We start from the raw sequence: 24,203 nt of genomic DNA, 5'->3' as shown, positions 1-24,203 counted from the left end.
TGTTTATGATGAAAATAAAAACACTTTTTTTTGGAATTACAACAGATCTAGTAGGTACTTCAAATTTAGACTTAGAGCTTTCCGAAGCCTCAACTGTTGAAGATTTTAAAAATTTGTTGAAGAAAGATTATCCTCAGTTAGAAAATTTGGATTCTTATGCAATTGCAGTAAATGAAAGTTATGCAACGGGTGATTTGATTCTAAATGGAAATGATACAGTTGCTGTAATTCCTCCCGTGAGCGGGGGTTAAAGCTATCTCAAATATTTCTTATCAATATAAAAAGTTCCAAAAGGTAAAATAGAAGCTAATAATACTATTGCTAAAGTTATATTTTTCCATTTCATCTGTTTCTTGAGCATAATCGCTAAAATAATATAGAGTATAAATAGAATTCCGTGAGGCATTCCAAACATTTTTACAAAACTTGGATCTTTTAAAGCGTATTTATAATATAGGCCTAAGCTCATTAATAATAAGTAAGAAACTCCTTCTAAAAAACTAACAACTCTAAAGATACTTTTCATTTTTATGAAGTATTGAAAATTAGGTTGCAAAGATACATTTTGAATCATTATTTTTGTTCATCAATGAAAAGAACTTCAATAAAAATTACAGGAAAAAAATTAGACTTACAGGAATGTTACAGTTTTGTAGAGGATGCTTCTTGTGGCGGAATATCAGCTTTTATTGGTGTAGTTAGAAATGATACACAGGGAAAAGAAGTAATACAGTTAGATTTTTCTACCTATAAACCAATGGCAATTAAGGAAATGCAAAAAATTGCAGACTTGGCTTTAGTAAAATTTGACATTCATAAAATAGCCATTCATCACGCAGAAGGCATGTTGCAAATTGGCGCTATTCCTGTTATTATCACGGCTTCAGCGAAACACAGAAAAGCGGCTTTTAGGGCTTGTGAATTCGCTATTGACACTCTAAAAGAAAGTGTGCCTATTTGGAAAAAGGAACATTTCTCTGATGGCGATGTGTGGGTAAATGCGCATCCTTAGTTTTTATCTTCTTATCGTTCATGCCTTAATAAGTTCTTGGCATTTTTTAAACTGAGCCTATTAATATTTGGCTTTATTGACCGAAGCTTATTGTTGAATATTCTTCACTGAGCGGCTCTGCAACCACAAGTAAAATTGTAAACCAAATAAAATTGCACCAGATAATAAATGTATAGCTTGTGTTCCTAGAGGAAATTCTGCATAATACATTAAAATTCCTGTAATGGTTTCAAGAAAGATTAAAAAGACAATCCAATTTACGAGCTTATAGCCTAAGTTTTTAATTTGATTCAGATAGAACATTCCAAAGTTAACCAAGACAATCGCTATCGTAAAGGATCTATGAAAGTAGAATTTAAAACTCGGATTCATTAAGCTATATTCTTTGTTTTCAAAACCAAAGAGTTTTACTTGTTCATCTATAAATTGTCTTACTTGGGTACCCATCGCAATTTGAATCAAAGAGAAAATAACAGAAAAAAGCAGTAATTTATTAAAGATAGAATTATATTTGAACACCTTTTTTTTGTCCGAAATAATAAATTTTAATTGTAGTAAAAGAGCAATTATAACTAATCCAACAACCATATGAATAGTAATAATTGTAGGTTTTAGATTGGTGTCTACAACAGTTTTTCCTAACCAAGCTTCAAACAACATTAAAAAGAAAGCCGCAAATGATAATAACGGAATTATCTTTTTTGTTTTCCAGAACTTAGCTGCTCCATAGATTAGAAATAAGAAAACAAAACCTGATAAAACAGAGGCCAATCTGTTTATATATTCTGTCCAAGTGTGATATTTATTAAACTTAGCATAATCATGCTTTGTATAGTTTTTCCAATTATTTTTATTGAATTCTGATGAAGTTTTGACATCACTTTCAGCAACAAATAGAACTTCGTCTTTAATGATGATAAAACCTTTTTTGAATTCTGTATTTGGTTTCCAACTAATTTGTTCCTCAGAAGTTGGTGGAATGTAATATCCAAAACATTTTGGCCAATCAGGGCAACCCATTCCAGAGCCAGTCATTCTAACAATAGAACCTGCTAAAAAAATTAAATACACAGAAATAATTGCAATTTGTACAATTTTCGGAAATCTACTTTTCATTAGTAATAAATATTTTCACAAAAATACTGCAAAAACAAGTCGTTTGAAATATTTTAAACGACTTGTTCTTATATAAATAAAATCTAAATAATATTAAATAGGTTTTTTAATATCTACTAGGTTTTTTTTCAATAAGTCAGATGTATAAAATAACTTTCTGTAATTTTATATTAATTTTTATAGGTTTAAAAATTTATCTTCGATTCTAAATCGTTTGGCATCGTTAAAGAGTTTACTTTTTTAGCTAGTGGTATAATTTTCAAAAACTTATATTTTCGAATAAAAAAATAAAGCAAAAAAAAAATCGTCTAAAATATTTTAGACGATTTTTTTGTAAAAATTTAAAGACAGTGATTAAAGTACTCTAACATCTACTGCATTTAAACCTTTTCTACCTTCTTTTAGGTCAAACTCTACTGTGTCGCCTTCTCTAATTTCATCAATTAATCCAGATACATGTACAAAGTACTCTGTATTTGAATCGTCTTCTGTTACAAATCCAAATCCTTTTGATTCGTTGAAGAATTTTACTGTTCCTTTTTTCAAAATAATATATTATAAGTGTTAATAATAGAGCAAAGATACAATATAATGCTGAGCAATAACATTTTTATCTATTTTGAATTAAAAATAATTTTTGATGGATAGCCTTTAAATAAATTATTAAGATTTTTTTTAAAAAAAAATAACCCAAAAAAGAAATAAAAATGAATTTTGAAAGGAAGTCAATAGAATTAGGGCTTCAGGTTTTTTTTTAATTTTAAAAATCTAAAAATCAGATAATTGAGGATATCGTAAAAAGTTCAAAAAAATCAAAAAAGAACTATATTGTTAAAAACTTTAAGGGTTTTGTGAATAAGTATAACTTTCATTTTGGAACAAAAAATTCAATCTTTGTAAGGGTCGTTTTTACGATTTAATAATATTACATAACTCTCAAATTTTTAACATAAATGTCTTCTAAAGAACCAATTTTACAACCTAATGATAATCGATTTGTAATTTTTCCAATTCAACATAATGATTTGTGGGAATGGTACAAGAAACAACAAGCCTGTTTTTGGACAGCAGAAGAAATTGATTTACAATCTGATGTGATTGATTGGACGACTAAGTTAACAGATGACGAACGTTATTTTATAAAACATATTTTAGCGTTTTTTGCTGCTTCTGATGGAATTGTTAATGAAAATTTAGCAGAGAATTTTGTAAATGAAGTTCAATATTCGGAAGCTAAGTTTTTCTATGGTTTTCAAATTATGATGGAAAATGTTCATTCAGAGACCTATTCTTTATTGATTGACACCTATGTAAAGGACGAGGTAGAAAAAGATAGATTATTTAGAGCTATTGAAGTTTTTCCTGCAATTAGGAAAAAAGCAGATTGGGCTTTAAAATGGATTGAGTCTGATTCTTTTGCAGAAAGATTAATTGCATTTGCTGCAGTAGAAGGAATCTTCTTTTCAGGAGCATTTTGTTCTATATTCTGGTTAAAGAAAAGAGGATTATTACCTGGGTTAACTTTTTCTAACGAGTTAATTTCAAGAGATGAGGGTATGCATGCTGATTTCGCAGTGCATTTGCATAATAATCATATTGTAAATAGAGTCTCTCCAGAACGTATTAGAGAAATTATAATTGATGCATTAAATATAGAACGTGAGTTTATTACAGAATCTTTACCAGTAAGTTTAATTGGTATGAATTCAAAATTAATGACACAATATTTAGAGTTTGTAGCAGACAGATTATTACTAGAGTTTGGCTGTGAAAAAGAATACGAAGCAACAAATCCTTTTGACTTTATGGAGATGATTTCTTTAGAAGGGAAGACTAATTTCTTCGAAAAAAGAGTATCTGAATACCAAAAAGCCGGAGTAAAATCTGGAGGAACAGGAAGCATTAGTTTTGATTCAGATTTTTAGATTTAATCAAATCCCCTGAATTACGAGTAAATACCGTATAAATTAAATTACCATTCTGAGTACCTCAGAATTACTAAAAATAAACTGCCAAAAAGTGGATGTTTTGGCGGCTTTAATAATAACTTTTAAATAAAACCAGTAAACCAATGTATGTAGCTAAAAGAGACGGCAAGAAAGAACCAGTGATGTTCGATAAAATCACATCAAGAGTTAAAAAAATGTGTTACGGATTGAACAAAATAGTAGATCCAGTAAAAGTTGCAATGCGTGTAATTGAAGGTTTGTATGATGGAGTAACTACTTCAGAATTAGATAACTTAGCTGCTGAAACTGCAGCTACAATGACTACAGCACATCCAGATTATGCTAAATTAGCTGCAAGAATAGCCGTTTCTAATTTACATAAAAACACTAAAAAGTCATTTTCAGATACTATGGATGATTTATATTATTATGTAAATCCACGTACAGAGAAAAAAGCACCATTATTGGCTGATGATGTGTATAAAATCATCAAAGACAATGCGGAAAAATTAGATTCTACTATTATTTACAATAGAGACTTTAATTACGATTATTTTGGTTTTAAAACTTTGGAACGTTCTTATCTGTTAAAATTGAATGGTCAAATTGCAGAACGTCCACAACATATGTTAATGCGTGTCTCTATAGGTATTCATAAGAATGATATTGATGAAGCAATAGCTACTTATGAATTAATGAGTAAAAAGTACTTTACACATGCAACACCAACATTATTCAATGCAGGTACTCCAAAACCACAAATGTCCTCTTGTTTTTTGCTACAGATGCAAGATGATAGTATTGAAGGAATTTATGATACTTTAAAACAAACAGCAAAAATTTCACAATCTGCAGGAGGTATCGGTTTGTCATTACACAACATTAGAGCAACAGGTTCTTACATTGCAGGCACTAACGGAACCTCTAATGGAATTGTACCAATGTTAAAGGTTTTTAATGACACAGCACGTTATGTAGATCAAGGAGGAGGAAAACGTAAGGGATCTTTTGCGATGTACTTAGAGCCTTGGCATGCTGATATTTTTGATTTTTTAGATTTAAAGAAAAATCACGGAAAAGAAGAAATGCGTGCAAGAGATTTATTCTATGCAATGTGGATTTCGGATCTTTTTATGGAACGTGTTCAAGAAGATGCTGATTGGACTTTAATGTGTCCTCATGAATGTCCACATTTATATGACTCTTATGGGGAAGAATTTGAACGTCTATATACAAGTTATGAAGCCGCAGGTAAAGGTAGAAAAACTATAAAAGCTCGTGAACTTTGGGAGAAAATATTAGAATCTCAAATTGAGACAGGTACTCCTTATATGTTGTATAAAGATGCTGTAAACCGTAAAACGAATCAGAAGAATTTAGGTACAATTCGTTCTTCAAACTTATGTACAGAAATTATGGAATACACTGCAAAAGACGAAGTTGCAGTTTGTAACTTAGCTTCTATTGCTTTACCAATGTTTATTTCTGAAAAAGAAAATGGAGAAAAATTCTTCAATCATAAAAAATTATTCGATGTTACTAAAAAAGTAACTCGTAATTTAGATACTGTAATCGATGCTAATTTTTATCCTGTAATTGAAGCAGAAAATTCTAACTTTAGACATAGACCAATTGGTCTAGGTATTCAAGGTTTAGCAGATGCTTTTATTATGTTGCGTTTACCTTTTACTTCGGAAGAGGCTCAAAAATTAAATCAAGAAATTTTTGAAACAATGTACTTTGCAGCTGTAACTTCTTCAATGGAAATTTCGAAAGCAAAAGGAGCGTATTCTACATTTAAAGGTTCTCCGATGTCTGAAGGAGAATTTCAATTTAATATGTGGGGAATCAAAGATGATGAATTAAGTGGAAATTGGAATTGGGGTAAATTACGTAAAGATGTAATCCAACATGGAGTTAGAAACTCTTTATTGGTGGCACCAATGCCTACTGCATCAACTTCCCAAATTTTAGGAAACAATGAAGCTTTTGAACCATACACATCTAATATTTATACAAGAAGAGTATTATCAGGAGAATTTATTGTGGTAAATAAACATTTACTTGAAGATTTAGTAGAGCTAAATTTGTGGGATAATGATATGAAAGAAAGCATTATGCGTGCAAATGGGTCTATTCAACACATTGAAGAGATTCCTGCTGAATTACGAGAATTGTATAAAACAGTTTGGGAAATGAGTATGAAAGATATTATTGATATGGCACGCCATAGAGGGTATTTTATCGATCAATCTCAGTCTTTAAACTTATTCATGAAAGATCCTGATTTTGGAAAATTAACTTCAATGCATTTTTATGGATGGAAATCTGGTTTAAAAACAGGAATGTATTACTTAAGAACAAAATCAGCAGTAAATGCAACTCAGTTTACAGTTTCTAAAGAAAAGAAAGCAGCTGTTATAGAAGAAGAGAAACCAATGAGTCCTGCGGAATTTAAAGCCATGGTAGATGCTTCTAAAAATGGAACACCAGATGATGATTGTTTGATGTGTGGTTCTTAAAATCACATATATTACTCCCTCGAAAAAGGGAATCCATTAAAATAAAAAATAGATAAAAAGAGAAGCAGAAATGCTTCTCTTTTTTATTTATAAATAATATCTTTATCTCTAAAAAATTTTATTACATGAACACTTTTTTTTGATGATTAAAAAAATATTATTTCCTACTTTCTTAGTTATACTCGCTATAATTCTATATTTCAATCCAAATTTCAAGACAATTGCAGCGGGTGTTGCAGTTTTACTTTTTGGTGTTATCTTACTTGAGGAAGGATTTAAAGTTTTTACAAAAGGGCCATTACAGTTTTTTTTAAAACAGACGACTGATAAGTTGTATAAGAGCATTACCGCTGGGGCTTTTGTAACTGCTTTTATACAGTCTAGTTCTTTAGTTTCTGTTATTACAATTTCTTTTATAAGTGCGGGCTTAATAAGTCTTTCAGGAGGTTTAGGTTTAATTTTTGGAGCAAATATTGGTACTACTGCAACCGCTTGGTTAGTGGCTGGTTTTGGTCTAAGAATTAAAATAGCTTCTTTGGCAATGCCAATGCTAATTTTTGGACTTATTTTTTCCTTTAAAAAGAATCTTATTTTTAAAGGAATTGGAAATGTTTTAGGAGGATTAGGTTTCTTTTTTTTAGGGATTTATTATATGAAAGAAGGTTTTGATGTTTTTAAAGAATTCATCGACTTATCTCAGTTTGCAGTTTCAGGATTTTTAGGTGCTATAATTTATACAGGTATAGGAATCATTATAACAACAATACTGCAATCTAGTAGTGCGGCTTTAGCATTAATATTAGCGGCTTTAGCTACAGGTCAAATAGAATACGCGAATGCTTTAGCGCTGGCAATTGGCGCAAATATAGGAACTACGATAACTGCGATTTTAGGATCCTTAGGTTCAAACATTGCAGGTAAAAGATTAGCAGTAGCACATCTAATTTTTAATGTTTCTACAGGGTTAATTGCCTTGATATTTATCTTCCCATTGGCAGATTTCGTAAATTATTTATCAGAATTTTTAAATTTTAAAGAAACAGATTACACTTTAAAATTAGCATTATTTCACACAATTTTTAATGTTTTAGGAGTCGTATTAATGATTCCTTTTATCCGTAAATTAGAAATCTTTTTATTAAGAATATTTAAAGAAATTGAAAATAAAGGAATTGATGAACCAAAATACTTAAATGAAGCTATTTTGAAATTTCCTGGAACATTAATTTCGGCAGTCCTAGAAGAATCTAAATATCTTTACAAGAATGCAATTTTTGAGATTGTTGCTCATGCCTTAAATATTCATAGAGATGACATTAAATCAGATATAAACATTAAAAAGATAATTAAACAATCTGACAAGAAAATTCCAATTGATATAGAAGATCTTTATTACAGTAAAGTTAAAAATATTTATGGTCAGATTATCAATTTTGTAACAAGAGGTCAGCAAGAATTGAAACTAACAAAACAGCAAAACAAGAGATTATCAGAATTAAAATTAGCCAATAGAAGAATGGTTGAAATTATAAAGGATACAAAAGAGTTAGAGAAAAACGTATCAGTATTTTTAGTTTCGGATAATGAAGAGATCAAAAATGAATACAATAAGTTTAGAAAAAAAGTTGTGAAGGTTTTAAGAGTGATCTATTTGTTTAGAAAAAAAGAAGATAAAGATGAATATTTTAATCAATTAATGATTTTAAAGAGAGAAGCCAAAACGGCGCTAAAAGAAGATAATAAATCTTTAGACAGATTAATAAGAAAAAATCTAATTACAACAGATATGGCATCATCTTTAGTAAACGATAATGTGACCGTGAATGATTTAATCAAGAAATTAATTCAGGTTGCAGAATTATTATATTCAGAAAAAGATGTAATTTTAGAAACGGTTATAAATAATAAAATTCAACAATGAACTGGGAACAACTCCTTTCTTTAAAACGCTATGGCGATAGACAAACGCGCACTAGAGCAGCACAAGATGAAACACGACTGGGTTTTGATGTAGATTTTGATAGAATCATATTTTCATCAGCATTTAGAAGCCTGCAAGATAAAACACAAGTAATTCCGTTATCCGAAACAGATTTTGTACACACACGCTTAACACATAGTTTAGAAGTATCTGTGGTGGGAAGAACTTTAGGGAGAAGAGTTGGTAAAGTGTTGTTAGAGCGTCATCCAAATTTAGCAGAACTTGGTTATACTTTTAATGATTTTGGCACTATAGTTGCAGCTGCCTCTGTAACACATGATATTGGAAATCCGCCTTTTGGACATTCTGGAGAAAAAGCAATTGGAGAGTATTTTAAATCTGGGAAAGGAATAAAGTATAAAGAACAGCTATCTGCAAAAGAATATCAAGATTTAATAGATTTTGAAGGAAATGCAAACGGATTTAAAATTTTAACGGAATCAAGAGAAGGGGTTTCTGGAGGGTTGAGGTTGTCTTATGCAACATTAGGTGCTTTTTTAAAATACCCTAAAGAAAGCTTGCCAAAAAAACCAACGAATCATATTATCGATAAAAAGTATGGCTTTTTTCAGTCAGAAAAAGAATCGTTTTTAGATATAGCCACAGATTTAGGTTTAAAACAAAAATCGATTTCAGGTGATATTTCTTTTTATCGTCATCCACTAGCTTATTTAGTAGAAGCAGCAGATGATATTTGCTACACAATTATCGATTTTGAAGACGGAATTAACTTGGGCTTAATTGAAGAAGAATTCGCTTTAGAATACCTAATTAAGTTAGTGAAAGATACAATTGATAGTAAAAAATATCACTCTTTACCTTATAAGAAAGACAGAGTAAGTTATTTAAGAGCTTTAGCAATTGGTGTTTTAATTAATGAAGCAGTAGACATTTTTCTAGGAAATGAAGAAGCAATTTTAAACGGAACTTTTGATAAATCTTTATTAGATAAATGCAAATACGAAGCACAGATTAACGACATTATTAAAATTAGTGTTACTAAAATTTACAAAAGCAAAGAAGTTTTAGAAAAAGAAGTTGCTGGTTATAGAATTATTGCAGATTTGTTAAATATTTTTGTAAATTCGTTAAACAATAAGTTCCATGGAATGGCCTCTAATTATGACCAGTTAGTGTTCAATTTATTGCCAGAAGAGTATCAAATAGAAAGTACTAATCTGTATAACAGAATTATGTTAATTTGCAGTTATGTTGCTGGAATGTCTGATAGTTATGCAATTAGGATACATAAAAAATTAACAGGAAACACAATTTAAATATTATTAATAATGCTTATTTTTGGTAAATAATGAAACAATTAAATTGAAAATTAATATTATGAGAAAAAAAATACTGTTTGCAATTGCAACCATTTTAACTATTGGCTTCGTATATATGTATGCATCAAAAGAGTCTGAAGTTGAGAAATTAAGAAAACAACATGCTACTTTTTTAAAAAATCATCCGTACAATAAAACTTTGGCACTTACTAAAAGCGAGAGAAAAGCACAGGGAATTCCGCCTAATAAATATTTTGAACAAGAATATTTAAATGAAATTAATCCAGCTACTGGAGTTACTCATAAAAGAGAATTACTGAAATTACAAGAACAATTAAATGCAAATCGACTAGCGAAAAAAGCCCCAGGAGATACAGACAATGCATGGGAGGAAAGAGGGCCAGATAATATTGGTGGAAGAACAAGAGTGGTTCTTTTTGATCCTAATGATACTTCTCAAGAAACGGTCTATGCTGGTGGTGTTAGTGGTGGTTTATGGAAAAACACCAAGATATCAGATCCAAATTCTGCTTGGGTTCAAGTTGGTATTTCAGAAAACTTAGCCGTATCTTCTATTGCTGTAGATCCTAATAACTCTAATATCTGGTATGTGGGTACAGGAGAATCTTATACTAGTGGCGATGCTGTTGGAAACGGACTATGGAAAACAACAAATGGAGGAGCTACATGGAGCCATGTTTTTGGTGGTGTTACAGGCGATTCAGCTCTTGACACTTCGACATCTGCAGCTTTAAAAATTAATACTCCTGCTTCTATTGCGGGAAACTATTCTTTTGTTGTTACTACTTCTTTTGGTGGTAGTTTGAATACACCCATAACAGGAAATCTTGTGTTCGCCATTGATGGAGAAGCTCCAACAGACGATGCTTGTACTGCTATTACGAATACCTCCCAAATGAATGGAAACATTGCAGTACTTAGAAGAGGTGCCTGTAGCTTTGACGATAAAGTAAAAAGAGCTCAAGATGCTGGTGCAATTGCTGTTATTGTTGTAAATAATCAGGATGGTGCTGCTGTACCTATGGGCGGTGATGGTTTAGGTTTTGGAGAAGAAGGTAATGCATTAAATATCACGATTCCTTCTGCTATGGTTTCAAAGGCTGATGGAAATACTATTATAGCAGCTCTTGGAGCCGGTGTAAACGCAACTTTAGAAGTAGGTTCAAGTTCTTCTGGATTTGCAATTGTTCCTGGAATACAGCATATTAATGATGTGGTAGTAAGAGATAACGGTGGTGTTTCTGAAGTATTTATTGCAGCAGGAGAAACCTTTTATTCAGCAGCAACACCATCTACTTTATTAGGTTATAATGAAGCAGGATTATATAAATCTACAGATGGAACAAATTTCACAAAACTAATGCTTGGAGATGATTCAGGAAATATACCTAACAATATAAAAATTGCTGTGGATAATTCTATGTATGTATCTACAACTTCAAATACTTTTGGTGCAGGTGGAGGTAGAATTCTTCAATCTACAGACGGAACAACGTTTACCCTAAAACATACGGTTCCTAATGGACGTAGAACAGAAATAGCTTGCTCTAAATCTGATGCAAATACCTTATATGTTTTGGCACAATTAAGTTCAGATCCTGTAGGAATGTATAAAACAACGAATAATTTTGCAACGGTTACTGATTTGTCATTGCCTAATGATGCAGATACAGGAATTCCGGCAAATGATTTTACAAGAGGACAAGCTGGATATGATTTGTTGCTAAGAGTAGACCCTAATGACGATACAGTAGTTTATATTGGAGGGATTGATTTGTTTAAAAGTACCGACGGAGGTACCTCTTGGGGTCAAATATCTAAATGGTCTAATAATAATAATTTACGAACTTTAGATGTGTCTTCAGTGCATGCAGATCAGCATGGAATGGCTTTTTCAGGAACTTCATCTACTAAAATGTTATTCTCAAATGATGGAGGAGTATATTTTTCAAATGATGGAGGTACTACTATAGATCCTAGAAATAAAGGATATAATACACTGCAGTTTTATACCGTTGGAGTTGCTCCAACCACTGCTTTTTCTGGAAAAGAATACTTTTTGGCAGGAGCTCAAGACAATGGAACATTAATAATACAGGATGCAGCAGCGGGGGTTAATGGTTTTGTTGAAACTTTTGGAGGAGATGGCGCGTATAGCTTCTTTGACCAAGATGGTACAGACCAATATTATATTGCAAATTATGTGTATAATAACGCTATTGTATTATTTGATTTATCAAATGGTACTTCTAGAGAGATTAATTCTGAAAGTTCAAGTAATGGTGATTTTATCAACCAAGAAGCGTTAGATTCTAATTTAGATATTTTATACTCTAATTATTCTAGCGGATCTAATTACATTGTAAGAATGTACAGAAACCTAAAATCTGGTGTGATAACTAAAACAAACCTAGCTTTTGCTTCTACGATGGATGCAGAACCTTCTGCATTAACTGTTTCACCTTATACAACCAATCAATCTAATTTATTTATTGGATTAAAGAATGGTAAAATCATTAAAATAACAGGCACAACAAATACTTTTCCAAATAATCCTGAATGGACGGATATTACAGGTTCTAATTTTGTAGGTTCTGTTTCTGACATAGAACTTGGGGTTAATGAAAACGAAATTTTTGTAACGATGCACAATTACGGCGTTAATAATATTTGGTACACGAATGATGGCGGTACTAATTGGTCTGCAAAAGAAGGAGATTTACCAGACATGCCTGTAAAAGCAATTTTACAAAACCCTTTGAGATTAGAAGAAGTAATTATAGGTACAGATTTGGGGGTTTGGAGAACCTCAAATTTTTTCGCATCGTCTCCTAATTGGGTGCAATCTTATAATGGAATGAGTAATGTTAAAGTTAATGATTTAGATTTACGAGACGATAATACTGTTTTTGCATCTACTTATGGTAGAGGTGTTTTCTCTGGTAAATTTACAGCTGAAGTTGCTTCTGTAGATGACGTTTTAGCAGGAACAAAAGCATTTACAATTTATCCAACAATATCGAATGGTAATTTTACGATGCAAGCTAAGAGCTCTGCAGGAAAAACTAATGTAAATATTTTTGATATTTCAGGAAGACAAGTTTACAAATCTAATCTAGATTTTGCTGAAAATGAAAAACATGCAGTTTCTTTGCAGGTAAGTTCAGGTATTTATATTGTAAATATTATGGATGAAAACAATAATAAATCTTCAAAAAAGATTGTGATTGAATAATTTTCAAATAAATTAATAAACATAAAAAAGACGCTAATTTTAGCGTCTTTTTTATGTTTTAGAAAAGAGTTTTGCTAAACTTTTAGCGTCTAAACCAATTTTCTCTTGCAATTGAGAGATAGAACCATGCTCTATAAATACATCCGGAATGCCTAAGGTTTTAACTTTATTTGTATAATTATGTTGACATGCAAACTCTAGAATAGCACTTCCAAGCCCGCCTTTTAAGGTTCCATCTTCAATAGTGATGATGGTTTGATAACGGTCAAAAATTTGATGCAATAATTTTTCATCCAAAGGTTTAACAAAACGCATATCGTAATGGGCAATTTTGTTTTTATTTTCTGACAGTTCCATAGCCTCAGAAACATTTTTTGCAATTGTTCCAATAGACAAAACCGCAATACTTTTTCCTTCTTTTAAACAAACTCCTTTGCCAATTTCTATGGATGTAAAAGGTTTTTGCCAATCTATAATATTTCCAAAACCTCTTGGATACCGAATTGCAATTGGGTTTTTTAACTTTAACTGAGCAGTAAATAAAATATTACGCAATTCAATTTCATTTCTTGGTGCAAAAATAACAAGGTTCGGAATACATCTTAAATACGCTAAATCAAAAACGCCGTGATGTGTAGGGCCATCTTCACCCACCAAACCAGCTCTATCTAAACAAAAAATAACAGGTAAATTTTGCAAAGCAACATCATGAATTACCTGATCATAAGCACGTTGTAAAAATGTAGAGTAAATATTGCAAAAAGGTATTAAACCTTGAGTTGCCATTCCTGCGGCCAATGTTACTGCATGTTGCTCTGCAATACCAACATCAAAAGTTCTTTTAGGAAATATTTCCATCATCAATTTAAGAGAACTTCCCGTTAGCATTGCGGGTGTAATTCCAATAATTTTATCATTTTGCTGCGCTAACTCTACAATAGTTTTTCCAAAAACATCTTGATATTTAGTATATAAACTTTCTTCTTTTTTAATTCTTTCACCAGAAAATTTATTAAATTTTCCTGGAGCATGATACGTTACTTGGTCTTCTTCAGCTTGCTGTAAACCCTTACCTTTTGTAGTAATTACGTGCAGAAATTTTGGACCCTTTACAGACTTTAATCGTTCTAATTCTGAGATTATTTTTGGTAAATTATGACCGTCAATGGGTCCAGAATAATCAAAATTTAAAGCTTTGATAATATTGTTTTGTACTGCGAGTCTTTTATCTGTTTTTACTTTCGTTAAATACTCTTTTAAAGCGCCCACAGAGGGGTCAATTCCTATTGCATTGTCATTTAAAATAATTAACAAATTAGCTTTAGAAACACCAGCGTGATTTAAAGCTTCAAAAGCCATTCCGCTTGCAATAGAGGCATCGCCAATAACAGCTATATGTTGCTTTTCTGTTTCTCCTTTTAAGTTGGATGCAATTGCCATTCCTAGCGCTGCAGAAATAGAAGTGGAAGAATGTCCAACCCCAAAAGCATCATATTCACTTTCTTTTATGGATGGAAAACCAGCAATTCCTTCGAATTGTCTATTGGTGTGAAAAACGTCTTTTCTTCCTGTTAATATTTTATGTCCATATGCCTGATGACCAACATCCCAGACTAATAAATCGGTTGGAGTATCAAATAGAAAGTGTAATGCAATTGTTAATTCTACAACCCCTAAACTTGCTCCTAAATGACCTTCTTTTGTAGCCACAATATCAATAATAAAAGCACGTAGTTCTTTTGCTAATTGCGGTAATTGTTCTGGATTTAATTTTCTTAAATCTGACGGATTTGATATGTTATCTAACAAATTTTTCATGTCTTCGCAAAAAATACAATATACATTTTTGTGTTTTTAAAACACACTGTTAAGAAATGCAAATTTATCGTAAAATAATTACTTAAATTTACATAATTAATATATTATACATGATTCAACCTTTTGATGATGCTTATTTTATGAAAAGAGCCTTACAGCAAGCGGAAACTGCTTTTGATAAAGGTGAAGTTCCAGTCGGAGCAATTATCGTATTTAAAAATCAAATTATTGCTAGAGCTCACAATTTAACGGAAACATTAAATGATGTAACTGCGCACGCCGAAATGCAAGCTTTTACAGCTGCTGCAGATTTTTTAGGCGGAAAATACTTAAAAGATTGTGAGTTGTATGTTACTTTAGAACCATGTCAAATGTGTGCAGGCGCAAGTTATTGGACACAAATTGGCAAAATAGTTTACGGTGCTTCAGAACCAGAAAGAGGATTTAGAAATTTAAAAACTACGTTACACCCTACAACCAAAGTTGTTAGTGGGATCTTAGAAAATGAATGTTCTCAGCTTTTAAAACGTTTTTTTGTTGAGAAACGAAATTTAAATTAATTTACCATGAATTTTAGAATATCTGCTGACGAACAGACAAGTGCTTCACGAATAGTAGCTATCGTTGAAAAATGGATTGCTTTTGTTTTTCTAAATTATAAGGTGGATAAATCTGCTGAGGTAATGCCAAAATTTCATCCAATTTTTTATTTTAGAATTTCCGTTTAGCAAGCATTCCATTTAAATGTACGATGATTGCCATATTTATATTGTTAAATCATTTTCTTGCTTTATTTCTTATTGTAGAACTACTTTACGATAAGCACTTTTTAGTTTTTTAATTACAGGTTCCATTTCTGATAGATCTAAATGTCCAAAACCAAAACGAACAGCACAGGTATTTTTATCCTGATACAAAACAGTCTGTGGTAGAAATAAATCATTTTTTTCGGCTTCTTCGGCCAGTTTTACTAATGATATTTTAGGTTTAAATTTTAACCAAATAGCCAACCCACCCGAGGGTATGTCCCATTCTGCAACCGCTCCAAAATATTCAGTTAAGAGCTTGCATAGACAATCGCGCCTTTGTTTATAAATTACAATGTTCTTTTTCATGAGGCGATAAATTTCACCTTCATTAATTAACTCCGACAGCATCTGTTCTTGTATTAAGTCGCCTTGTTGGTCTAGCAATTGTAGATAATTATTTGCTTCTGATATCAGATTTTCTGGAGCTACTACAAAACCTGTTTGAAAACTTGGAAATAATGATTGCCCAAGTCTTCCTAAATAAATAACCATACCGTTCGCATCTGCACTCGCTATTGGCAACATTGCAGAGCCTTCAAACTGAAAATCATAATCGTAATCATCTTCAATAATAGCAAATCCAAACTCTTTAGCAAGCTGTAACAACTGTAAGCGACGTTCTACGCTTAATTTTACTCCCGTTGGATAATCTCTATTGGCACATATATACACACACCGAATACTTTTTTTTATGAAATGTTTTTTTATATATCCAATATCCAAACCATTCGTATCCCCAGGAATTGTTTTGATGGTTGCACCTGCTTGTTGAAAAATCATGTTAGAGGCATAATTACTTAAATGACCTACTAATACTAAATCGTTTTGTTTTATTAGTAATTGAGAGACGATGTACAAACTCATTTCTGCACTACGTGTGCTAATGATGTTATCTGGTCTTATATGAAAACCGCGGGTTGCATTTAAATAATTACATAGCTGAGTTTGAAATATGGAATATGAACATTCATTGGGTCTGTTCCATTTTTTAATTAATGTTTTTCGTTTCATGCTAGCACTATACCACCTCGTAAACTGATGCACTGGGTGCAAGCGTAAATCGGGTTTACCATCGTTAATAGTATATTTTGCATTAGTTAACTGAACAGTTGATGCTAAATGAAATGATTTTTGAAAGGGAAAACCTGTTGCTTTCGCATAAGTATATGCCTGATTTATTTTTTGGAAATGAGCTTTTATTTTTGCTTTTTTTAGGGCTGGTTCTAAAACAAATGTGCCTTTATTCGGTATTATTTCTACCCAACCCTGAGAGGCCAGTTCTTCGTAGATAGCCACTGCTGTATTTCTATGAACCTTCAATAGCTCTCCTAAAACACGAGTTCCTGGTAGAATTGTGCCTTTGAGTAAATAGCCACGTTGTATGGCATTTACAATTTGTTGTGAAACTTGCAGATAAACAGGTGTGGACAAAGATTTGTCAAAAACAATTAGTTGTTTAAAAAGGGCATTAACCGGACTATTTATCATTTATATACTGGACTAGTTTAATAGTCCGGAAAGTTACTACTTTTGCATCGTTTTAAATTAAAATAATTTTTAAAAATGACACGTAATAAATTATTGATTTTATCATTTGCATTGATGCAAACGACCTTGTTTGCACAAGAGAATAAAAAAGTGCAAGAACTAGATACAATTTTAATAAAATCGACTAGAATAGACTTACCTTTTAAAGAAAATTCACGCACAATAAATGTTGTTACATCGGCAGCAATAAAAAACAGCGCAGCAACAAATGTAGCAGATCTTTTGCAACAAGTTGCAGGAGTAGATATTAGAAGAAGAGGAACTGCCGGGAGTCAATCAGACTTATATATTCGAGGAGGAGGTTTCGACCAGACATTGTTGTTGATTGATGGAATTAAAATGGATGACGCGCAGACAGGTCATCACACAATGAATGCAGCTTTGCCACTTGAAGTTATTGAAAGAATAGAAATTATAAAAGGTCCTGCAGCAAGAGTTTTTGGGCAAAATGCATATACAGGTGCAATAAATATTGTGACCAAAAAGAAATTATCAAATAAAGTTTCTATTAATTTAGAGGCTGGTTCTTTTGGACAATTAAATTATTCCGCAACGGTTGGTAAGGAATATCAAAATACATCAATTATTGCGCACGCAGGGTCACTCACCTCGGATGGTTATCGTGCGAATTCTGATTATGAAAACAACAATTATTTCTTAAAAGGAATTTTCAACAAGAAAAACCAACCAATAGAAGTACTTGCTACTTTTTTCGACAAAAAAATTGGTGCAGAAAATTTTTACACTACAAATCCTGCTTGGAATGAATATGAAGAAACTCAAAATAGTTTATTAGGAGTTTCAACTACTTTCAGAACAGAAAAGTTTAAGATTTCTCCAAGAATTTATTGGAGAAGAGGGCAAGATATATTTTTGTTGAAAAGAGACGATCCTAGTTTTTTTAGGAATTTACACATTACGAATAAAGTGGGTGTAGAAGCGAATGTTTCTTATACCTCAGAAATGGGGATTACTGGTTTTGGTATAGATATTTCTAGATTTTTTATTAGTAGTAATAATTTAGGTAATAGAAATAGAACCATGGCGAACTTATTTTTAGAGCATCGTTTTACTGTATGGGATAATGTAGATGTTACTCCAGGAGTTGCAGTTACTTATTTTTCTGATTTTAAATTTAATGCTTTTCCTGGTTTAGATGTTGGTGTGCAATTAACAGATAACTTAAAAGCATACGGAAATATTGGTTATACGTTTAGAGTGCCAACTTTTACAGATTTGTATTACAAAGATCCTGGAACTTCTGGAAACCCAAATTTAGAGCCAGAAAATGCATTTGCACAAGAATTAGGAATCAAATTTAATACTAACAATTTCTCTGGTTCTGTTGCTTTTTTTAATAGAGATTCAGATAATTTAATAGATTATATTCGACCGAATACGACCGTAAGTATTTTTACAGCAACAAATATTGCAGAGGTAAATACACAAGGATTTGAATTTGAAGGAGCTTATAGTTTCAATTTAAAGGACTATAAGCAAACAGTAACATTTGGTTACACGTACTTAAATGATGATATTTTAGATCAAAATAAAGATTTGTCTCGTTATTCTTTAAACACGCTAAAACATCAATTTATAACTCGTTTTGCAAGTAAATTGTTTAAAAACATAAAGCAAAATATTATTTATAAGCATGCAGAACGTGCGATTGGCTCAAGTTATAATGTTTGGGATGCTTCTGTAATTGTAGATGTTAATAAGTTTAGTTTTACAGTAACTGCTAATAATATTTTTGATGCAGAATATATAGAATCTGGTTTTGTGCCAATGCCGTCAAGCAATATTTTATTTGGTTTACGGTATAATTTTTAAAGAAGAAATTTATCTAAATTAAAGGAAGCCTTGATATATTTTTATCAAGGCTTCCTTTTTTAAATATTATTAAAAACAACAACAATAAGTTGGTTGTAAGTTTCTTACAATCTAAATTTGACAACATCTTCAGCCTTTTAAAAGTTTATTTCATTAGAAAAATATCAATCCTTTTCGTAAATAAAATCAAGACATAAATTAATGTAAGTTGGTTTAATGAATATATTTGTTTTCTACATATTATTCGCAGCTATGAAAAAATGTCCAAAATGTAAATCTGTTTCTAGGCACAGATTAAAAAGAAAGCCCTTCACTAAAATAATTCCAGGCACCAAAACATATGGATGCGATGTATGCAATACCCAATACACTTGGGTCTCTTGGCTTAATTCGTCTTTTAAGATCTAAAAAAAAAGTACTTAGTGAATTATAAGTGCTTTTTGTAGTTTGTGTTTGAATTTTTTACTTAAATAACCTAAAAATATCATTTCCATTGGCAAAAATCAATAAGGCAATTAGTAGAATAAAACCAACTACTTGAGCATATTCTAAAAATTTATCTCCTGGTTTTTTACCGGTAATCATTTCCCAAAGTGTAAAAACAACGTGTCCACCATCTAAAGCAGGAATTGGCAACAAGTTCATAAACCCAAGCATAATAGATAAGAAAGCTGTAATAGTCCAAAATGATTCTGCACTCCATTCGGCAGGGAAAATACTTCCAATAGAAATAAAACCGCCTAACCCTTTATAGGCCCCAGTACTTGGATTAAAAATCTTTTTTAATTGCTTTACATAGTCCGTTAAGGTTTTCCAAGATTTATTCCATCCAGCAGGAATTGCCTGGGCAAAAGAATACTCAAAACTGGCTAATTTATAATACTCAAGTTTTTCTAAATCTTTAAAAGATAATTGACCAAGACCAACACCTAATTTACCATCGTTTGTTACTTCTACAGCAATTTCTTTAATCTCATTGCCTCTTTTTACAGTAACTGTAATGTTTTCATTTTTAAATTTATCAAGTTGAGTTTTAGCTTCATCAAAATATTTAATAGCATTTCCATTGATCCCAATTACTATGTCTTTCGCTTTTAAATCTGATGTTTTATTTGGAGAACCTTCTGAAATACCTGCAATTACAAATGGGTAACGCGGTAATAAAACTGGGCCTGCATTTTTACCTCTCTCTACTAATTGAGATATAAAATCTTCAGGAATTTGTTTATCTTCAACTTGTCCGTTTCTTTCAATTTGAAACTCATTTCCGTTGACAAATCCTATGGTTAACTCAGAGAATTTTTTAATTTTTTCTCCATCAATCGTTAAAATTTTATCACCCGTTTGTATTCCTAAATTCATGGCTAAAGAGTCTTGCACCCAAACACCATCTTTTACATTTTCATTTGGCAAATATTTTTCACCATATGCCCACATTAAACAGATATAAATGAAAATTCCTAAAACAAAATTCACAAAAACTCCTCCTAGCATAATAATGAGACGTTGCCATGCAGGTTTAGAACGAAACTCCCAAGGTTGTGGAGGTAAGGCCATTTGTTCAGTATCCATGCTTTCATCGATCATTCCAGAGATTTTTACGTAACCTCCTAAAGGAATCCAACCAATACCATAAACAGTTTCACCAATTTTTTTCTTGAAAATTGAGAATTTATAATCGAAGAATAAGTAGAATTTTTCAACTCTAGTTTTAAATAATTTTGCAGGGATAAAATGCCCCAATTCGTGCAAAACAATTAGTAAAGATAAACTCAGTATAAATTGCGATGCTTTTATTAATATTTCCATTCAGCGTTAAATCATAATTTAAAAACGGTCAAATGTACGTTTTTAAAGAGAGTTTGAAAAGAACTATTCTAAGTAGATATTTATTTTAACAAAAGTTTTACATCAAATATCTTTTACTTGTCTTTTCTGTGGGTTTTTTAAGCTGTAAATTTGCACAAATATACTTTTTAATGGATTTAAATTTTTTTAAAAAAAGCAAACTAACAGTCATTTTTTTAATAGTCTTTTCCACTATTTCAATTCCTGTTTTTTATCATTTATTAAAAGTTGATAAAAAATTAAAAGTTTATAATCCTGCAGATGTAAATCCAAGTTTGGTTGATGTTTCTTTAAAACATATTACAAAAGATCATACAATTTCAAATTTCGAATTGACAAATCAAAATGGAGAAACCATTACCAATAAAAACTATAAAGATAAAATTTACGTAGCGGATTTCTTTTTTACACGTTGTACAAATATTTGTATTGCCATGGCTTATAACATGAGTGAATTACAAGAATATTATAAAAATGATAATGACATTATGTTTTTATCACATTCTGTAACTCCGGTTATTGATAGTGTTTCTGTATTAAAAACATACGCAGAAAACAAAGGTGTTATAGATGGAAAATGGAATGTAACTACAGGCTCAAAAAAACATATATATGAGTTGGCGAGAAAAAGTTATTTTGCCGTTCTTGAAGATGGTGACGGAGGTGAAAATGATTTTATTCATACAGAGCAATTTGTATTAGTTGATAAAGAAAGACGTTTACGCGGATATTACGATGGCACAGAGAAAAAAGATATGGAAAAATTAAAGAAAGATATAGCTCTTTTAAAAGAAGAATATACCAACAAATAACTTGTTTAGAATCATTCTAAATTCTTATCTTTGCTATCCAAAATTTAAACCTTTGAGTACAATTGCATCTTTACATATTGGTGAAATAGGATATATTTCTGAAGAGTCATTAGATTTTATTCCTCTAAAATTATTAGAAATGGGGTGTTTGCCCGGAGCAGAAGTTAAGCTAATTCAATTAGCACCTCTGCAAGATCCTTTATACATCTGTGTTAACGGAAGTCATTTAGCGATTCGAAAAGAAACTGCGGGTAAAATTCAAATTCTAAAAGAGAATAGTTAATGTCTAGAAAAGATATAAAAGTTGCTTTAATAGGAAATCCGAATACAGGAAAAACATCTCTTTTTAATCAGTTGACTGGTTTAAATCAAAAAGTAGGAAATTATCCAGGAGTTACGGTAGATAAAAAAGAAGGAACTAGTAAATTGTCTTCAAAACAAAATGCAATTATTACAGATTTGCCAGGAACCTACAGTATAAATCCTACTTCTATAGATGAAAGTATTGTCTTAAAAACTTTACTTAAAAAGGATATTAAAGAATCTCCGGACGTAATCTTAGTTGTTGCAGATGTAGAGAATTTGAAGAGAAATCTATTGTTGTTCTCTCAAATAAAAGATTTAGAAATTCCTACTGTTTTGGCAATTAATATGGTAGATCAAATGCATAGAAAAGGAATCTCTATTGATTTGTCTCTGTTAAAAAAGGAACTAAATACAGAAGTAATTTTAATAAGTGCCAGAAAAAACGAAGGAATAAAAGAAGTAAAAGAAGCAATTATACGCTGTCATGTAGCAGCAAAGGCATCACCTTTATGCGGTGTGAATCATAAAATTGATCCTGATTATTTTAATAAGTTAAAAGAAATAAGTCCTAATTACACTTTGTATGAATTATGGCTGATGGTTACTCAAAATAATTTTCCAGAAACCATAACTAAAGAGGAAAAAGAGAAGCTTTTAGCATTTAAACAAGATGTTTCTAAACTAAAGAAATATCAGCATAAAGAAACCATTTACCGCTACCAAGAAATCAATAAAATTTTAAAGAAAACCTATATAATAGACAAGACGAAGGCAACAGATTTGCGTGGTAGATTAGATAAAATTTTCACACACAGAATTTTTGGTTATGTATTATTTAGTTTGATTTTATTGGTAATTTTTCAATCTATTTTCGATTTGGCTTCCGTGCCAATGGATTTTATTGATGCTACTTTTGCGCAACTATCAGACTTTACAAAAAGTAATTTACCTAGTGGTGTGTTTACAGATTTATTGACAGAAGGAATTATTCCTGGAATAGGAGGAGTAATCATATTTATACCACAAATTGCCATTTTATTTTTATTTATTGCCATTCTAGAAGAAACCGGGTATATGAGCAGAGTAGTCTTTTTAATGGACAAAATAATGAGGCGTTTTGGAATGAACGGTAAAAGTGTAATTCCGTTAATTTCTGGAACAGCTTGTGCAATTCCCGCAATTATGGCAACTAGAACTATTTCTAGTTGGAAAGAAAGATTGATTACTATTTTAGTAGTTCCTTTTACAACATGCTCTGCAAGATTGCCAGTTTATGCTATTTTAATTGCATTGATAATTCCAGATGAAAAAATTTTTGGATTTTTAAACTTACAAGGATTAGTGCTACTTTCTTTATATGCTTTAGGTTTTCTGTCGGCCATATTGGCTGCGTATATTTTGCATAAAACTTTAAAGGTAGAATCAAAATCATTTTTCGTAGTAGAAATGCCAAACTATAAATTACCATCTATAAAAAATGTGTTTTTTGAGGTTGTAGAAAAAACAAAAGCTTTTGTTTTCGGAGCAGGAAAAATTATTTTAGCATTGTCAATTGTTTTATGGTTTTTGGCTTCAAATGGAGGTTCAGATTATCAAAATGCCGAAGAATCGGTTATTGAAAATAGTGACAATCAGAATTTAAATGAAGATGAAATTCAACAAAAAATAGCTTCTGTAAAATTAGAAAATTCTTATATAGGAACTCTTGGAAAAACAATAGAACCAGTTATAAGGCCTTTAGGATATGATTGGAAAATAGGAATTGCATTAATAACATCATTTGCAGCACGGGAAGTATTTATAGGTACGTTAGCAACAATATACAGTGTGGAAGCAGATGATGAAGATACAACCACTATTAAACAAAAAATGGCATCAGAAATAAATCCTGATACAGGCAAGAAGCGTTTTAATTTTCCTGTTGGCATGTCGTTAATGGTTTTTTATGCTTTTGCAATGCAATGTATGGCAACTTTTGCGATTGTAAAGCGTGAAACTAAAACATGGAAATGGCCACTAATCCAGTTATTTGGGATGGCTTTGTTGGCTTATATTTCATCATTTTTAACCTATCAAATTTTAAGTTAATGCAAGAAGTTGTTGTTTATTTTGT

19 protein-coding genes are annotated in these 24,203 nt (G+C 31.2%); 13 read left to right on the top strand and 6 right to left on the bottom strand.

Annotation, left to right across the window (positions count from 1 at the left end):
- The first annotated feature begins 5 nt into the window (after positions 1 to 5).
- Positions 6 to 251 carry a molybdopterin converting factor subunit 1 gene (moaD, locus tag ATE90_RS10440; RefSeq protein ID WP_366132470.1) on the top strand — a complete coding sequence of 82 codons (246 nt, stop codon included), beginning with the start codon at positions 6 to 8 and terminating at the stop codon, positions 249 to 251.
- 2 nt (positions 252 to 253) lie between these two features.
- On the opposite strand, the gene ATE90_RS10435 is transcribed toward moaD, so the two are convergent.
- Complete coding sequence (locus ATE90_RS10435; protein ID WP_036788349.1) at positions 254 to 526, bottom strand: DUF3817 domain-containing protein; 273 nt, start codon at positions 524 to 526, stop codon at positions 254 to 256.
- A 63-nt stretch (positions 527 to 589) separates the two neighbouring features.
- Between ATE90_RS10435 and ATE90_RS10430 the strand changes: the two genes are divergently transcribed.
- Complete coding sequence (locus ATE90_RS10430; protein WP_036787620.1) at positions 590 to 1,012, top strand: molybdenum cofactor biosynthesis protein MoaE; 423 nt, start codon at positions 590 to 592, stop codon at positions 1,010 to 1,012.
- An 87-nt stretch (positions 1,013 to 1,099) separates the two neighbouring features.
- On the opposite strand, the gene ATE90_RS10425 is transcribed toward ATE90_RS10430, so the two are convergent.
- The gene (locus tag ATE90_RS10425; protein ID WP_036787618.1) at positions 1,100 to 2,128 is read right to left on the bottom strand and encodes a COX15/CtaA family protein; all 1,029 of its coding nucleotides are present in this window, start codon (positions 2,126 to 2,128) and stop codon (positions 1,100 to 1,102) included.
- Positions 2,129 to 2,482: 354 nt separating this feature from the next.
- Positions 2,483 to 2,674, bottom strand: a complete 192-nt coding sequence (locus ATE90_RS10420) for a cold-shock protein (protein WP_036787616.1) — start codon at positions 2,672 to 2,674, stop codon at positions 2,483 to 2,485.
- Positions 2,675 to 3,081: 407 nt separating this feature from the next.
- Between ATE90_RS10420 and ATE90_RS10415 the strand changes: the two genes are divergently transcribed.
- From ATE90_RS10415 to ATE90_RS10395, 5 genes are all read left to right on the top strand, one after another.
- Complete coding sequence (locus ATE90_RS10415; protein ID WP_036787613.1) at positions 3,082 to 4,053, top strand: ribonucleotide-diphosphate reductase subunit beta; 972 nt, start codon at positions 3,082 to 3,084, stop codon at positions 4,051 to 4,053.
- Between the two features lie 146 nt (positions 4,054 to 4,199).
- Positions 4,200 to 6,599 carry a ribonucleoside-diphosphate reductase subunit alpha gene (locus ATE90_RS10410; protein WP_036787610.1) on the top strand — a complete coding sequence of 800 codons (2,400 nt, stop codon included), beginning with the start codon at positions 4,200 to 4,202 and terminating at the stop codon, positions 6,597 to 6,599.
- A 142-nt stretch (positions 6,600 to 6,741) separates the two neighbouring features.
- Positions 6,742 to 8,520 carry a Na/Pi cotransporter family protein gene (locus ATE90_RS10405; RefSeq protein ID WP_101451372.1) on the top strand — a complete coding sequence of 593 codons (1,779 nt, stop codon included), beginning with the start codon at positions 6,742 to 6,744 and terminating at the stop codon, positions 8,518 to 8,520.
- Entirely contained in the window at positions 8,517 to 9,857 is a 1,341-nt protein-coding gene (locus ATE90_RS10400; RefSeq protein ID WP_036787605.1) for a deoxyguanosinetriphosphate triphosphohydrolase, read from the top strand. Before ATE90_RS10405 ends, ATE90_RS10400 begins: the two co-directional genes overlap by 4 nt.
- Positions 9,858 to 9,918: 61 nt before the next feature.
- On the top strand, positions 9,919 to 13,116 hold the full coding sequence (locus ATE90_RS10395; protein ID WP_143741115.1) for a T9SS type A sorting domain-containing protein: 3,198 nt from the start codon (positions 9,919 to 9,921) through the stop codon (positions 13,114 to 13,116).
- A 51-nt stretch (positions 13,117 to 13,167) separates the two neighbouring features.
- On the opposite strand, the gene dxs is transcribed toward ATE90_RS10395, so the two are convergent.
- A complete protein-coding gene (dxs, locus tag ATE90_RS10390; RefSeq protein ID WP_036787602.1) occupies positions 13,168 to 14,934 on the bottom strand; it encodes a 1-deoxy-D-xylulose-5-phosphate synthase in 1,767 nt (588 codons plus the stop codon).
- Positions 14,935 to 15,044: 110 nt separating this feature from the next.
- Between dxs and ATE90_RS10385 the strand changes: the two genes are divergently transcribed.
- Both ATE90_RS10385 and ATE90_RS13590 read left to right on the top strand, forming a co-directional pair.
- A complete protein-coding gene (locus ATE90_RS10385; protein WP_036787600.1) occupies positions 15,045 to 15,494 on the top strand; it encodes a nucleoside deaminase in 450 nt (149 codons plus the stop codon).
- Between the two features lie 6 nt (positions 15,495 to 15,500).
- Positions 15,501 to 15,662: a hypothetical protein gene (locus ATE90_RS13590; RefSeq protein WP_156105390.1), complete on the top strand. Its 162-nt coding sequence runs from the start codon at positions 15,501 to 15,503 to the stop codon at positions 15,660 to 15,662.
- A 69-nt stretch (positions 15,663 to 15,731) separates the two neighbouring features.
- Here ATE90_RS13590 and ATE90_RS10380 read toward each other — a convergent pair whose 3' ends face one another.
- Complete coding sequence (locus tag ATE90_RS10380) at positions 15,732 to 17,231, bottom strand: aminotransferase-like domain-containing protein (protein WP_036787598.1); 1,500 nt, start codon at positions 17,229 to 17,231, stop codon at positions 15,732 to 15,734.
- 75 nt (positions 17,232 to 17,306) lie between these two features.
- Here ATE90_RS10380 and ATE90_RS10375 point away from each other — a divergent pair, with 75 nt between their 5' ends.
- Entirely contained in the window at positions 17,307 to 19,124 is a 1,818-nt protein-coding gene (locus ATE90_RS10375) for a TonB-dependent receptor plug domain-containing protein (protein ID WP_036787596.1), read from the top strand.
- Positions 19,125 to 19,586: 462 nt separating this feature from the next.
- Here ATE90_RS10375 and rseP read toward each other — a convergent pair whose 3' ends face one another.
- Positions 19,587 to 20,933, bottom strand: coding sequence for an RIP metalloprotease RseP (gene rseP / locus ATE90_RS10370; RefSeq protein ID WP_036787594.1), 1,347 nt, complete (start codon positions 20,931 to 20,933; stop codon positions 19,587 to 19,589).
- Between the two features lie 170 nt (positions 20,934 to 21,103).
- Between rseP and ATE90_RS10365 the strand changes: the two genes are divergently transcribed.
- From ATE90_RS10365 to feoB, 3 genes are read left to right on the top strand one after another with little or no spacing between them, the layout of a single operon-like run.
- Entirely contained in the window at positions 21,104 to 21,784 is a 681-nt protein-coding gene (locus ATE90_RS10365; RefSeq protein ID WP_036787593.1) for an SCO family protein, read from the top strand.
- 52 nt (positions 21,785 to 21,836) lie between these two features.
- Positions 21,837 to 22,067: a FeoA family protein gene (locus ATE90_RS10360; protein WP_036787590.1), complete on the top strand. Its 231-nt coding sequence runs from the start codon at positions 21,837 to 21,839 to the stop codon at positions 22,065 to 22,067.
- Positions 22,067 to 24,178, top strand: a complete 2,112-nt coding sequence (gene feoB / locus ATE90_RS10355; protein ID WP_101451371.1) for a ferrous iron transport protein B — start codon at positions 22,067 to 22,069, stop codon at positions 24,176 to 24,178. The genes ATE90_RS10360 and feoB overlap by 1 nt, the downstream gene beginning before the upstream one ends.
- Positions 24,179 to 24,203: the final 25 nt, after the last annotated feature.

The sequence above is a fragment of the Polaribacter sp. Hel1_33_96 genome (genome assembly GCF_002846595.1).
Classification (GTDB): Bacteria; Bacteroidota; Bacteroidia; order Flavobacteriales; family Flavobacteriaceae; genus Polaribacter.
The sequence above is the reverse complement of the archived record's forward strand: the minus strand, read 5'-3'. Positions and strand labels throughout refer to the sequence as shown.